We start from the raw sequence: 13,665 nt of genomic DNA on the forward strand, positions 1-13,665 counted from the left end.
AAGAAGGGCCCCCGCCTTTCAGTCGTTGACGCAGCGCAGCACCGGGCGGGTGGTGAGCGCTGCTGGGTCCAGCGCGGCTGCCGAGCGGACGGTGAAGGTCGCCGACTCTCCCGGCAGGAGCGTGATCAGCGCCTCGTCGACCTCGGCCGCCGGGTCGAGGCGGTCCGGGGCGAGCAGCAGGTCGCGCAGGATCGTCCGGGCGGTGACCCGGACCCGTAGCACGCCGTCGGGGGTCGGCTCGACAGTGGCGTCGTACTCGGCCGGCGGATAGGCGAGGTCGCGGTCGGGGGCGAAGAACCAGAATGCCCGTTCGCCGTCACCGCCGGGGTCGGCGACCAGCAGTTCGGCGCGCGGGTCGTCGGGAGCGGCGACCTCCGCCGGGAGCGGCCAGGTGAATTCCGAGTACGGCGGCACGGACAGCTCGACCGACGCCTTGCCCCTCGGCTCCCCGGCCAGGGTCAGCCGGCGTACGTCCACCCGGCCGGTCCAGGGCGCACCGCCGTCGTTGACCGCGACCAGGGCCAGCCCGCCCTGTCTCGGCTGCACGGTCAGCAGCCGGTCGGCATAGGCGCGGCGCAGCGCGTACCAGAGGGGCTTGCGGCGGCCGTCACCGTCGACGGCGGACCAGGAGGTGACCGGCCAGCAGTCGTTGAGCTGCCAGACGACGCTGCCCATGCAGATCGGGCGGTACGACCGCAGGTGCTCCACCCCGACGCTTATCGCCCGCGCCTGGTTGAGCTGGGTCAGGTAGTGCCAGTCGTCGAAGTCGCGCGGTGCCGGCAGGTGTGCGTCCAGCCCTCGGGCCAGCTTGAGCCGGCCGTCTCCGGCCTTCTGCCGGTGCGCCATCGCGGGTGAGTCCTCGGCGAGTCCGCGTGGGTCGGAGATCGCCCGGCGCAGCGTGGCGTAGCTGGCCGGGCCCTGCCAGCCGAACTCGGCGACGAACCGGGGCAGGTAGTCCCGGTAGTGGGTGTAGTCGAGCTGGTTCCAGACCGTCCAGATGTGCGTGCTGCCGTGTGCCGGGTCGTTCGGGTGGATCTCCGGCCGCCCGGACCAGGGGCTGCCCGGCCAGTACGGGCGGGTCGGGTCGAGATCGGCCACGATCCCGGGCAGCAGCTCGAAGTAGTAGCCGGCGCCCCAGCTCCGGTCGGCCAGCTCCGCCTGCCAGCCCCAGTCGTGCCAGCCCCAGATGTTCTCGTTGTTGCCGAACCAGAGCACCAGGCTCGGATGGCTGGCCAGCCGGACGACCTGCTCGGCCGCCTCGGCGCGTACCTCGGTGCGGAACGGCTCCTCCTCCGGGTACGCGGCGCAGGCGAAGAGGAAGTCCTGGCCGACCAGCAGCCCGAGTTCGTCGGCGAGGTCGTAGAAGTCCTCTGACTCGTAGCGCCCGCCGCCCCAGATCCGCAGGAAGTTGACGCCTGCGTCGCATGCCTGGCGGAGGCGTTCGGCGTAGCGTCGCCGGGTCACCCGGTGCGGGAAGCAGTCGTCCGGGATCCAGTTCACGCCGCGGGCGAAGATCGGCAGGTCGTTGACGACGACGGTGAACGCCGAGCCGTGCTCGTCGGCGGCGGTGTGCAGGCGTACCGAGCGGAAGCCGATCTGCCGCTGCCAACCGTCCAGCTCGTGCTCTCCGGCGTGCAGGGTGACGGTCAGCGGGTAGCGCGGCTGTCCGCCGTACCCCCGGGGCCACCACAGCTCGGGGTCGGCGACGGTGACGGTCAGGTCCGCGCCGCGCTGCCCGGGTGCGAGCACCGCCTCGGCGACCTCACCGGCGACGGCGGCCCGGACGGTGAGCGGTGCGCCGGGATCGCGGTCGCCGGCGCGGTCGACCTCGACGCGTACGGTCACCCGGCCCTCGGCACCCGCGACGGTGACCTGCGGGCGGACCTCGGCCAGCCGCGCGGTCCGCCAGGTGCGCAACCCGATCTCCTGCCAGATCCCGGCGGTGACCAGCTCCGGCCCCCAGTCCCAGCCGAAGTTGCAGGCCATCTTGCGGATGAAGTTGAACGGCGTCGGGTACGCGTTCGGCCGGGACCCCAAACGCCGCTGCTGCCGCTCGGCGTACCGGTATGCCGAGTCGAACCGCACCCGCAGCACGTTGTCGCCGACCCGCAGGGCCGACCGGACGTCGAAGGAGTAGCTGCGGTGCATGTTGGCGGTGCGGCCCAGCTCGACGTCGTTGAGGGTGACCGTGGCCACCGTGTCGAGCCCGGCGCAGACCAGCTCCACCCGGTCGCCGTCCGCGCCGCCGTTCCACCGGAAGGTGGTCTGGTAGCACCAGTCGGTGTGGCCGATCCAGCTCAGCGCGTCCTCGTGCTCGTCGAGATAGGGATCCGGGATCAGTCCGGCGGCGAGCAGGTCGGTGTGCACGCAGCCGGGCACGGTGGCCGGGATCGGGGCGGACCCGACCTCCGCCGGGATCTCCCGGTCGCCGATCGCGGTCAGCGTCCAACCGTCGTGCAGGCTCTGCCAGGACGTCACGGGCACCTCAACTCTCTCGGGTCGCGCGACCGATCACGACCGTGGCGTACGTTTCCTGGTGGTGGGCCGTTTCCCTGGTGGCGGGCACTGTCGCCGGGCCGGAAAGCACGCCCCCAGACATCGAAAGATGTCGACTGAACCGGATAAGTAAAGTCACCGTACGGGCGACCCCGCACGCTGTCAACGGTCGCCAAATCGGCCACGAATGGTCGGCAATGGTTGGCCGAGTAGTCGCGGCCCGCCGTTCCCCGCCGTTTCCGACCTCGACATATCCCGGGCCCGTCCGGCGACCGGACCGGCGCGGCGGCACTGTCGGCAAGATTGCCGCATCGCTATGCTTAACCGGAAAAGTCCACTCCCCTGGCCTGCCCGGGCTTCCCCGGCCCGTGCGGCAGCACACGCAGCATGCAGTGGCAACACACGCAGCGTGCGGACGACCCGGCCGGCCCACCCGCGCCCGGCGTACCCGCAGACGAAGGAGCGCCGGGTGAAGCGGCCGACAATCGCGGATGTGGCCCGGCGGGCCGGGGTCTCCAAGGGCGCGGTCTCCTACGCCCTGAACGGGCAGCCCGGCGTCTCCGACGCCACCCGGCAACGCATTCTCGCCATCGCCCGGGAGATCGGCTTCAACCCCAACAGCGCCGCGCGGGCGCTCTCCGGCGCCAGCGCCAACGCGGTCGGACTGGCGCTCTGCCGCCCCGCCCGCATCCTCGGCATCGAGCCGTTCTACATGGAGCTGATCAGTGGCGTAGAGGCCGAACTATCCGCCCGGTCGTACGCGCTGACCCTCCAGGTGGTCGACAGCCCGGAGACCGAGATCGCGGTCTACCGGCGCTGGTGGGGCGAGCGGCGAGTGGACGGCGTCTTCGTCTGCGACCTGCGTCTCGACGACCGGCGGGTGCCGGTGCTGGAGGAGTTGCACCTGCCGGCGGTGGTGATCGGCGGTCCCGGGCACAGCGGCGCGCTGGACCACGTCTGGTCCGACGACGCCGCCGCCCTGAGCGAGGTGCTCGAATATCTCGTCGCGCTCGGCCACCGCCGGATCGCCCGGGTCGGTGGCCTGCCCGGCCTGCTGCACACCGAGATCCGCACCGAGGCGTTCGGCACCGTCTGCCGCCGCCTCGGTCTCTCCCGTACGGTCACGGTCTCCGCCGACTACAGCGGGGAAGAGGGTGCCCGGGCGACCCGGCGGCTGCTCAGCTCCGCCGACCGGCCGACCGCGATCGTCTACGACAACGACGTGATGGCGATCGCCGGGCTCTCGGTCGCCCAGGAGATGGGGTTGGCCGTCCCGGCCGACGTCTCCGTCGTCGCCTGGGACGACTCGCCGCTCTGCCAACTCGTCCATCCGGCGCTGACCGCGCTCAGCCGGGACATCCCGGCGTACGGGGCGCATGCGGCGAATCGGCTCCTCGCCGCCATCGCCGGCAAGCCGCTCGGCGACTTCCAGGATGAGACCGCGCATCTCATCCCGCGCGGCAGCACCGCACCGCCCCGCCAGGCCTGAGCGGGCCCGCACCGGGGTGACCCGAGTGTGAACGCCGACCGCAGCCGCCGGTCCGGCGACCGGGGACAACCGCCGGTCCGGCGACCGGGGACGACCGCCGGTCCGGCGACCGGGGACAGCTCCCGGTCCGGCTACCGATAGCATCGGCCGCAGGCGGAGACCCAGCCGGGGAGCCCCAGCCAGGAGGACGACGACCGTGCACGTACCAGCGATCCCAAGCCTGACCGCCGCCGATCCGGAGCTGGCGAAGCTGATCGAGGCCGAGTCGACCCGGCAGCACGACAAGCTGCGGATGATCGCCTCGGAGAACTACGTCTCGACCGCCGTCCTCGAGGCCAGCGGCACGGTGCTGACGAACAAATACTCCGAGGGCTACCCCGGCCGCCGCTACTACGAGGGTCAGCAGTACATCGACCCGATCGAGACGCTCGCGGTGAGCCGTGCCCGGGAACTCTTCGGGGTGGCGCACGCCAACGTGCAGCCATACTCGGGCTCGCCGGCCAACCTTGCGGTCTACCTGGCGTTCCTCTCCCCCGGTGACACGGTGCTGGGCATGGCGCTGCCGATGGGCGGGCACCTCACGCACGGCTGGTCGGTCTCGGCCACCGGAAAGTGGTTCCACCCGGTCCGTTACGGCGTCTCGGCGGAGACCGGCCGGATCGACCTGGACGAGGTGCGCGACCTGGCCCGGCGGGAGCGACCCAAGCTGATCTTCTGCGGCGGTACGGCGGTGCCGCGCATCATCGACTTCGCCGGCTTCGCGGAGATCGCCCGCGAGGTCGACGCGGTGCTGGTCGCCGACATCGCGCACATCGCCGGCCTGGTTGCCGGTGGCGCCCACCCGTCGCCGGTCGGGCACGCCGACGTGATCACCACGACCACGCACAAGACCCTCCGGGGCCCGCGCGGCGCCATGATCATGACGACCGCCGAGCACGCCGCCGCCGTCGACAAGGCCGTCTTCCCCGGCCTGCAGGGCGGCCCGCACAACCACACCACCGCCGGCATCGCGGTCGCGCTGCGGGAGGCCGGCACCGAGGAGTTCCGCCGGTACGCCGCCCAGGTGGTCACCAACGCCAGAGCGCTGGCGGCGGCGCTTGTCGAGCGCGGCTTCACCCTCTCCTCCGGCGGCACCGACAACCATCTGATCCTCGCCGACCTGACCAGCAAGGGAATCGCCGGCAAGCCGGCGGCGCAGGCGCTGGACCGGGCCGGCATCGAACTCAACTACAACACCGTCCCGTACGACCCGCGCAAGCCCTTCGACCCCTCCGGCATCCGGCTCGGCACACCGGCACTGACCACCCGGGGGCTGACCGAGGAGCAGATGCCGCAGGTGGCGGCCTGGATGGACGAGGCGGTCACGGCCGCGGTCAAGGACGACGAGGCGGCCCTCGACCGGATCGCCGGGGAGGTCCGCGACCTGCTTGCCGCGTACCCGATGCCGGGCTACGCGGCTGGCTGACCGCGACGCCGCAACCGGCCAGGGCCGGCGGTCAGGCGGCGCCGCCGGAGCGGGTTGCGGGCCAAGGCCAGGGCCGGGGCGCCCACCAGGAGACGTCCGGATCCAGGCTCTCGGAGACCAACTCCGTCCCGGAGTCGTACTGGTCCGGAACCGGTGGGTCGACGGCGGATACGTCGACTCGGCGGTTGCCTACGAGCGGCTCTCCGCCGCGAAGTTCAACGTGATCGCCGAAGTCTGTCAGTTGCTCGGTGCCCGGCGCCTGGAGGTGAAGGAGGTCCGGGAGCTGACCGACACCGGCAAGGTGACCGCGTCGGTCACATTCCACTCGGGAGGCCTGCTCCGGCAGCGTACGCAGACCGGCAACGCGCTCGCCGAACACGTACTCGAACTCGACGTCAGCTCGGAGGCACAGCGCGAGGTCCGGGGCGTACTGGAGATCGAGTCGGTGTTGCGCAGTCTCGGCCCGTCCTTCAAGGGAACCTTCGACCGGATCAGGACGCAGTCAGCCCAGCTACGCCTCCGGGTCGCGGTCACCTTCGTCCCGGGTGCCACCGGTCTCGACAGCTCGACGTGACTGGTCACCGGTCCCGGCCGACGATCGGTCACCGCTCCCGGCGGACCAGGTCAGCGAGACGCTGACGTCGACCTGGTCAGCGGGACGGGCTGGGAAACTCCTCCAGGTACGCCTCGACCCGCTCCGCGGGAGCGGGTCGGGACAACGCGTACCCCTGGCCGAGCTTGCAGCCCGCCCTGCGGGCCTGGTCCACCTGCCCCGGCGACTCCAGGCCCTCGGCGATGATCTCCAGCCCGAACCGCCTGCCGAGGTTGACCAGCACGTCGATGAAGGGGCGGGCCTCACCGCCCCGGGTGCCGCCCTCGGTCACCAGGGTCCGGTCGACCTTGAGGAAGTCCACCGGCAGCCGGCGGAGCTGAGCCAGCGACGCCTGCCCGCTGCCGAAGTCGTCAAGCGCGGTCCGGACGCCCAGCGCCCGCAACCCGGCGAGCTGGGTCACCACCGCCGGCACGTCGGCGCCGCCCCGGGGTTCGGAGATCTCCAGCACCAGTCGGTCCGGCTCGACCCGGTGCTCCGCCAGGGCGGTACTCACCCGCCGGATGAAGTCGGGCGAGGCCAGCTCCCGCGCGGATATGTTGACCGACATCCAGAGCCGTCGCGGCCGGTGCGACCAGGTCGCCATCTGCCGGCAGGCCGTCTCCAGCACCCAACGGCCCAACTCCTCCACCAGCATCAAGTCCTCGGCCACCGGCAGGAGTTCGGCCGGGAGCACGGTGCCGAGCGCCGGATTACGCCAGCGCAGCAGCGCCTCGGTCCCCACCGGCTGTTCGTCGTCGAGGTCGAGGACCGGCTGGTAGACGAGGTCCAACTCACCCCGCTGCACCGCGCCGGGCAGCTCGCGCTCCAGGTCGAGCCGCCGGGTGAACTGCTTCTCCATCTCGTCGTCGTACCACTCGACCCGGTTGCGGCCGAGCTGCCGGGCACGCAGCCGGGCCAGGTCGGCCCGGCGGAGTACGTCGTCGACGCCGTCCTCCCCGCAGAGGTCGGCGAGCCCGATGCTGGCGCCGAGGTGCAGCACCGCGCCGGGCATCTGGTACGGCTCGACCAGCGCCGTCAGCAGCCGCGTCCCCATCGCGTACGCGAGCACGGGCCGGTCCACCGTCACCACCGCGAACTCGTCCCCGCCCAGCCGGGCCACGAGGTCGTCGGTGCCGGCCCCGCTCCTCAACCGCCGACCCGCCTCGGCGAGCACGGCGTCACCCATCTGCCGCCCGTGCACGTCGTTGATCCCGGACATGCCGTGCAGGTCGATCACCAGCAGTGCGCCGGTGTGCCCCTTGACCGAGCGCTGGGTGACGATCGTGCGCATCAGCTCCCGCCGGTTGGCCAGCCCGGTGAGTTCGTCGGTGAAGGCCAGCTCGTTCAGCCTGCGCTCCAGGCGCTGCCGCTCGCTGACGTCCCGGACGTGCACCACCAGCGCGGCCACCTCCGGCACCGCCCGCTGGTCGCTGACGGTCGACTCGGTGTCCCGCCAGGCGCCGTACCCGTCCCGCAACCGGGCGGTGACCAGCTGCGGGCTTCCGGTCGGCACCTCCCGCCCGGCGAGCATGTCGGTGAGCACCCGGGTGACGTCGGCGGCGTCGTCCGGGTGCATCAGGTTGGGAAACGCCCGCCCCAGCACATCGGCGTCGGAAAGCCCGAAGAGCCGGGCCGCGGCCGGCGACTGCCAACGGATGATCAGGTCCTCACCGACGATCATGGTCAGGTCGTTCGCCCCGGAAACCAGCGAGCGGAAGTGCGCTTCCTGGTCCGCCAGGCGCTTGGCGTACCGGCGGATGTCGAGCATCACCAGGACCTCCCGGACCACCAGGGTCGGGATGACGGCCAGTCCCAACAGGATGGACGTGTGGTCGAAGGAGCCGACGACGATCAGGTGCCACAGCGCGGAGAGCGTCGCCAGGAGCGCCGGGATGGTCAGCAGCGGGTAGGCGGTGAGGTTGGTCTGTGGCTCGGTCGGAACCGCGGTCTGTTCGGCCACCGGCCCGGCCCGTCGGGCACCGGCGGCGATCAGCGTCGGACCGGCGACCAGCGAGACGGCGACCAGCGGCAGCGCCAGCGCCGGCGCGCCGTAGTCGATCAGCACCGCGATCAGCGAGTGCCCGAAGACGGCCAGCCCGGCCCCGGTGCCGCAGAGCGCGGCCGAGCGACGGTGCTGGTACGCCCGCAGCGTGGTGATGATGATGATCGGCAACCCGACGACGGCGGAGAACGCGGCGCCCATGGCCAGCGGTGGCAGCCCACCGTCCGGTGGGATCACCCAGGCCGAGAAGGCGAGGCTGATGCCGAGGCTCAACCCGTCGAAGGCGCGGCGCAGCCGGACCGGCACCGTGCCGGCCGCGCCGGGCAGCAACATCATGCCGAGCAGGTAGCAGGCGAGTGCCAGCAGCAGGCCACCGAGCGCCACCGTCGACCGGCTTTCCGCCGGGGCCAGGAAGAGCGCGAACGACGAGAGCGCGCTGGCGACCAGGCCGAAGCCGAGGAAGCCGGCGCCCCGGCACGGGCCGAAACCGGTGCTGCCGCCGTGAAGCCGGAGGGCCAGCCGGATCAGCCGGGCGGCGGCCAGGGCGGCAGCCATGCCGACGGCGAGCGCGACGGCGGCGTACGGCGGGATTGCGCCGAAATGACCGGCGAGCAGTACCCCCACGGCAAGCAGTGGGGTGCCGGTCTCGGTGGCTCGGACGACGAGCCGGCGGGCTCGTCCGTCCGGGATGTGCGCCACGAACATGGCGGGATGCCTTCGCAGAGGGGGCACGGACGTGGTGCGGGGTCAGGTCCGACCGGGACGGCGAACCATTCCTGTCAATCCCCCAACGATCGGCCGGGGGCATGGTTACGTAATGGTAGGGATCTTCCACTCCGGGTTGCTCGGGAGCATCTTGCCCCAGCCGGGCAAGTCCGCTCCACCCCGGCCCGGCCAGCGGTTCCGCCCGCCCGGCCGACTCCACTCGGCCCGCCCGGCCGACTCCACTCGGCCCACCCGGCGACCCCACTCGGCCCGCCCGGTCGACTGCACTCGGCCCGGCCGGTGGAGGCCCGTTCCGCACGCTCGCCAACCGGGGTGCGAAAATCGCCGGGTGGGTACCACCGGCACGCTCCGCTTCCGGCACAACCAGGCGATCTGGGTGGCCGCCGTTCTCGCGTTCCTGGCTGCCCTCCCGCTGGCCACCTCCCGATGGTTCCTCCTGCCGCTGCTGCTCGTGCCGGTCGCGGTCGGGGTGTGGGCCTGGCGGGCCGGCACCGACGCCGACCCTGCCGGAGTGCGTATCAGGGCCCTGCTCGGCCAGCGCAGGATCGCCTGGTCGGAGATCGTGGAGCTGGCCTCCGATCCGCGCGGCCAGGCGGTGGTCCGGCTCCGGGACGGGCGGACGACGGCGCTTCCGGCGGTCCGGGCCACGGACCTGCCCGACCTGGTCGCCGCTAGTGGCCAGCCGCTCGCCGGTGCCGGCGAGACCCGGGAGCGCCCCGACCCGGCCGGTCAGTAGCCGTCGATCACCTCGTTGATCAACGGCGTGCCGGCGACGAAGCGGCGCAACTGCTCGCCGGCCAGCCGGTAGGCGCGCGGCATCAGACCGCGTACCGAACCGGCGACGTGCGGGGTGAGCAGCACGTTGGGCAGGTCCCAGAGCGGGTGCCCGGCCGGCAGCGGCTCGGGTTCGGTGACGTCCAGTGCCGCCGCAATCCGGCCGGTGCTCACCTCCGCGAGCAGGGCGTCGGTGTCGACCACCGGCCCACGGGCGGCGTTGACCAGCAGGGCACCGTCCGGCATGGCGGCGAGGAACGCGGCACCGACCAGGCCCCGGGTCGCGTCGGTGAGCGGCACCAGCAGCACCACGACGTCCGCCTCGGGCAGCAGCGCCGGTAGGTCGTCGACTCCGTACACCCCCTCGGCGGAGCGGGCCGTCCGGGCGACCATGGTCAGGCCGACCTCGAACGGCGCCAGCCGCGCCCGGGTGGCCGCTCCGATCGAACCCGCGCCGACGACGAGCACCCGTTTGCCGGCCAGTTCGTCGGTCGGGTTGACCCGGTCGTAGGACCACTCATGGCGGGCCTGGGCCCGAGCGAACACCGGGAACCGCCGGAAGTGGGACAGGATCGCGGTCACCACCCACTCCGAGGTGGACGAGTCGTGCACGCCGCGCGCGTCGCAGAGAGCGACCTGCGCGGACAGCCGGCCGGCCCAGACTTCCGCTCCGGCGGAGAGCAGTTGCACGACGCGCAGGTCGGGCAGGTCGGCCGCGAGCGGCACCGCGGCCGCCTGGGCGAGGAACGGCGGCACCCAGAACCGGACTCCGGCCGGGTCCGACGGCAGCCGGTCCGGTGCGGGCGCGATCTCCACGGTGACACCGTCGGGAATCTCGCCGAGCAGTTCCCGGCCCTCGGGATGGGGGATCCAGACCTTCACGGGGGCCGACGATAGCCGTCGGCGACGGAAGGCAGGCGGTCGCCCTCGGCGACGGAAGGCAGGCGGTCGACGCAATGGCCGAGCGGCTCGACTGCCGGGCGGCGGATCCGGCTACGCTGGGCCGGGTGAGCGCTCGCCCGTACCCCAGACTTCGCCGTCGGCGCGCGGCGGTCGCGCTCGCTGCGGCGGCCGCATTCGTGACCAGTGGCTGTTCCTTCGGCGAGCCGGAGCCGGACCCGGCCGGAGAACCCCCGAGCTTTCCCACCCCGTCCGTCACGCCGACCCAGGGTGGCAGCGGCCAGCAGGTCGCCGCCACCGTGCTCGCCAGCGGGCTGCGAATCCCGTGGGGGATCGCGTTCCTGCCGGACGGCGGCGCGCTCGTGACCGAGCGGGACACTGCCAAGATCCTCAAGGTCGGTCCTGAGTCCGACACGAACGGGCTCAAGATCACCACGGTGCAGACCCTTGACGAGGTCGACGCGGACGGCGAGGGCGGCCTGCTCGGCATCACCGTGTCGCCGGCCTACCAGCAGGACAAAACGGTCTTTGTCTACTATTCGACGACCGAGGACAACCGGATCGCCAAGCTGACCCTGGGTGCCGAGCCGGCGCCGATCGTCACCGGCATCCCGCTCTCCGGCATCCACAACGGTGGACGGCTCGCCTTCGGCCCGGACGGCCACCTCTACGCCACCACCGGGGACGCCTCGGAACGAGGGCTGGCACAGGATCTCAAGAGCCTCGGCGGCAAGATCCTCCGGATGACGCCCGACGGCAAGCCCGCACCCGGCAACCCGTTCCCGAACTCTCTGATCTGGTCGTACGGTCACCGGAACGTGCAGGGCATCGCCTGGGACGACAGCAAGCGGCTCTACGCCACCGAGTTCGGGCAGAACCGGTGGGACGAGATCAATCGGATCGAGCCCGGCAGGAACTACGGCTGGCCCGAGGTCGAGGGCACCAGCGGGGGTGGCGCGGACGCCGAAGAGTACGCCGAGCCCCTCGTCACCTGGACCACCGCCGAGGCGTCCTGCTCCGGCGCGGCCATGATCGAACGAGTGCTGGTGGCGGCGTGCCTACGGGGCGAGCGCCTCTGGCTGGTGGAACTCACCGCGGCCGGCACCGTACTCGGTCAGCCGCGCCCCCTGCTGGTCGGCGAGTACGGCCGGCTCCGCGCCGTGGTGGCCGCGCCCGACGGCTCCCTCTGGTTCTCCACCTCCAACCACGACGGCAAGCGCGACCCGGCCCCGGAGGACGACCGGATCTTCCGGCTCGTCTTCTCCGGCGGCACGGCCGGAAAGAGCTGACGTCCACAGTTCACGACAGGCCCCGAGCCGAGGCCGGAGCCGGAGCCGGAGCCGGGGCCGGGGCCCGGGGCCGGGGCCGGGGCCGGGGCCGGGGGCCGGGGCCGGGGCCGGGGCCGGGGCCGAGAGCAACCTCATACGCCCGGTGGAAATAGCGTGCGACCTGCGATGGGTTTTGGGATATGTCGGTTTGGGCAGGTGATGATTGAGCATGGACAGGCGGAGGAATGACACCCGGACTGCCGGGGGCACGCTGCCCCCGGCAGTCCGGCGTGCGCTGCGCTGGTCGCGTGCTGCCGCACGGGGCACCCGCGGCGCGCTGACCGCCGGGCCGAGCCGTCGGATCGGGGCTGCGCTGTCGGTCATCGTCGTCACGATGGCTGGAATCGTCATCGGTTCCCTGCTCGGCGGCCGGATGCAGACCGACATCGGGCCGTTCCGGGCCGAGATGGCGATCACCCCGTCGCTCGACGGCGGCACCACCGTCACCATCCCGCCGCTCGGCGCGCTCCAGCTCAGCAGTCACGCCGGCCCGGCGCATCTCTCGGTCCGTCTCGGTGCGCTCGACCAGCGCCGCACCGAGGCGCTGATCGGCGACCCGGCGAGCATCAGCCGGGCCAGCCAGTCCGCCGTCTCCGACGTGACCAGCGGGGTGATCCGCGTCGGCGTCCGCACGGTAGCGGTCTCCGTACTGGCCAGCATGATCCTGGCCGCGCTGGTCTTCCGGCGTACCCGGCGGGTCGCCTGGTCCGGCGCGCTCGCGTTGGTGATCACCGGCGGCAGCCTCGGGATCGCCGCGCTCTCCTTCCGGCCGGACTCGATCGAGGAGCCCAGATACGAGGGGCTGCTGGTCAACGCCCCGGCGGTCGTCGGCGACGCCCGACGGATCGCCAACGACTACGGCCGGTACGCCGAGCAGCTCCAGCGGATGATCGGCAACGTCAGCCAGCTCTACACCACCGTCTCCACCCTGCCGATCTTCGAGCAGGAGCAGGGCACCGTACGGGTGCTGCACGTCTCCGACCTGCACCTCAACCCCGCCGCCTGGCCGGTGATCCGGACAGCGGTCGAGCAGTTCAAGATCGACGTAGTGATCGACACCGGGGACATCACCGACTGGGGCAGCGAGCCGGAGGCGTCCTTCGTCGGCTCCATCGGCCTGCTACAGGTGCCCTACGTCTTCATCCGCGGCAACCACGACTCGGCGGCCACCGCCGAAGCGGTCGCCCGGCAGTCGAACGCCATCGTGCTGGACAGCCAGATCGTCACCGTCGCCGGGCTGACCATCGCCGGCATCGCCGACCCCCGGTTCACGCCCGACAAGGAGACCTCGCCGGCCGGGTCCGGCGGCCTGCCCGAGACCGTCAACCAGGTGACCGGGGCCGGCAAGCAGCTTGCCGCGACGATCCGGGCCTACAACAGGCCGGTCGACATCGCCCTGGTGCACGACCCGGCCTCGGCCGAGCCGCTCTCCGGCGTCGTACCGCTGGTGCTGGCCGGGCACACCCACAACCGCGAGGTACGCGAGCTGCCCCAGGTGCCGGACGCGATGCCGACCCAGCTCATGGTGCAGGGCTCCACCGGCGGGGCCGGGCTGCGCGGGCTGGAGGGCGACAAGCCGACCCCGCTGGCGATGTCTGTGCTCTACTTCGACCAGCAGCGGGCCCTACAGGCGTACGACGACATCACGCTCGGCGGCACCGGCGAGGCACAGGTCAACCTGGTGCGGCACGTGGTCGACGAACCCGAACCGCCGACCCCGACCGCGACTCCGACCGGAAGTGCGACTCCGAGCGGAAGCGTGACTCCGAGCGGAAGCGTGACTCCAGCACCGCCCGGTGGCTCCGCGCCCCCGCCCAGCCCCGGCGCACCGGCGGGCGCCCCACAACCCACCGGCTGACAGGTGTTAGGAAGGGCCCCCGCTACAACAAAATG

At 72.3% G+C, this 13,665-nt stretch carries 9 protein-coding genes; 6 read left to right on the forward strand and 3 right to left on the reverse strand.

The genetic code is table 11. From position 1 onward, the window contains the following. Positions 1 to 18: 18 nt before the first annotated feature. Positions 19 to 2,478 carry a glycoside hydrolase family 2 protein gene (locus ACN28C_RS30665; protein ID WP_422774874.1) on the reverse strand — a complete coding sequence of 820 codons (2,460 nt, stop codon included), beginning with the start codon at positions 2,476 to 2,478 and terminating at the stop codon, positions 19 to 21. A gap of 487 nt (positions 2,479 to 2,965) precedes the next feature. On the opposite strand from ACN28C_RS30665, the gene ACN28C_RS30670 reads away from it, so the two are divergent. The 3 genes from ACN28C_RS30670 to ACN28C_RS30680 all read left to right on the forward strand — a co-directional run bounded on the left by ACN28C_RS30670 (position 2,966) and on the right by ACN28C_RS30680 (position 6,024). Continuing rightward, positions 2,966 to 3,985, forward strand: a complete 1,020-nt coding sequence (locus ACN28C_RS30670; protein WP_422770966.1) for a LacI family DNA-binding transcriptional regulator — start codon at positions 2,966 to 2,968, stop codon at positions 3,983 to 3,985. A gap of 196 nt (positions 3,986 to 4,181) precedes the next feature. Then, entirely contained in the window at positions 4,182 to 5,450 is a 1,269-nt protein-coding gene (gene glyA / locus ACN28C_RS30675; protein ID WP_422770967.1) for a serine hydroxymethyltransferase, read from the forward strand. Positions 5,451 to 5,670: 220 nt separating this feature from the next. Then, positions 5,671 to 6,024, forward strand: coding sequence for a hypothetical protein (locus ACN28C_RS30680; protein WP_422770968.1), 354 nt, complete (start codon positions 5,671 to 5,673; stop codon positions 6,022 to 6,024). Between the two features lie 76 nt (positions 6,025 to 6,100). Here ACN28C_RS30680 and ACN28C_RS30685 read toward each other — a convergent pair whose 3' ends face one another. Then, positions 6,101 to 8,749 (reverse strand): putative bifunctional diguanylate cyclase/phosphodiesterase, encoded by a 2,649-nt coding sequence (locus ACN28C_RS30685; RefSeq protein ID WP_422770969.1) that lies wholly within the window; start codon positions 8,747 to 8,749, stop codon positions 6,101 to 6,103. Positions 8,750 to 9,098: 349 nt separating this feature from the next. On the opposite strand from ACN28C_RS30685, the gene ACN28C_RS30690 reads away from it, so the two are divergent. Then, positions 9,099 to 9,506 carry a PH domain-containing protein gene (locus ACN28C_RS30690; RefSeq protein ID WP_422770970.1) on the forward strand — a complete coding sequence of 136 codons (408 nt, stop codon included), beginning with the start codon at positions 9,099 to 9,101 and terminating at the stop codon, positions 9,504 to 9,506. Here ACN28C_RS30690 and ACN28C_RS30695 read toward each other — a convergent pair. Beyond that, complete coding sequence (locus ACN28C_RS30695; RefSeq protein WP_422770971.1) at positions 9,500 to 10,426, reverse strand: 2-hydroxyacid dehydrogenase; 927 nt, start codon at positions 10,424 to 10,426, stop codon at positions 9,500 to 9,502. The genes ACN28C_RS30690 and ACN28C_RS30695 overlap by 7 nt on opposite strands. A gap of 125 nt (positions 10,427 to 10,551) precedes the next feature. Between ACN28C_RS30695 and ACN28C_RS30700 the strand changes: the two genes are divergently transcribed. Both ACN28C_RS30700 and ACN28C_RS30705 read left to right on the forward strand, forming a co-directional pair. Then, positions 10,552 to 11,733, forward strand: a complete 1,182-nt coding sequence (locus ACN28C_RS30700; protein ID WP_422770972.1) for a PQQ-dependent sugar dehydrogenase — start codon at positions 10,552 to 10,554, stop codon at positions 11,731 to 11,733. Positions 11,734 to 11,941: 208 nt separating this feature from the next. Further along, on the forward strand, positions 11,942 to 13,630 hold the full coding sequence (locus ACN28C_RS30705) for a metallophosphoesterase family protein (protein ID WP_422770973.1): 1,689 nt from the start codon (positions 11,942 to 11,944) through the stop codon (positions 13,628 to 13,630). Positions 13,631 to 13,665 lie beyond the last annotated feature (35 nt).

The sequence above is a fragment of the Plantactinospora sp. WMMC1484 genome (assembly GCF_049315195.1).
Classification (GTDB): domain Bacteria; phylum Actinomycetota; class Actinomycetes; order Mycobacteriales; family Micromonosporaceae; genus Plantactinospora.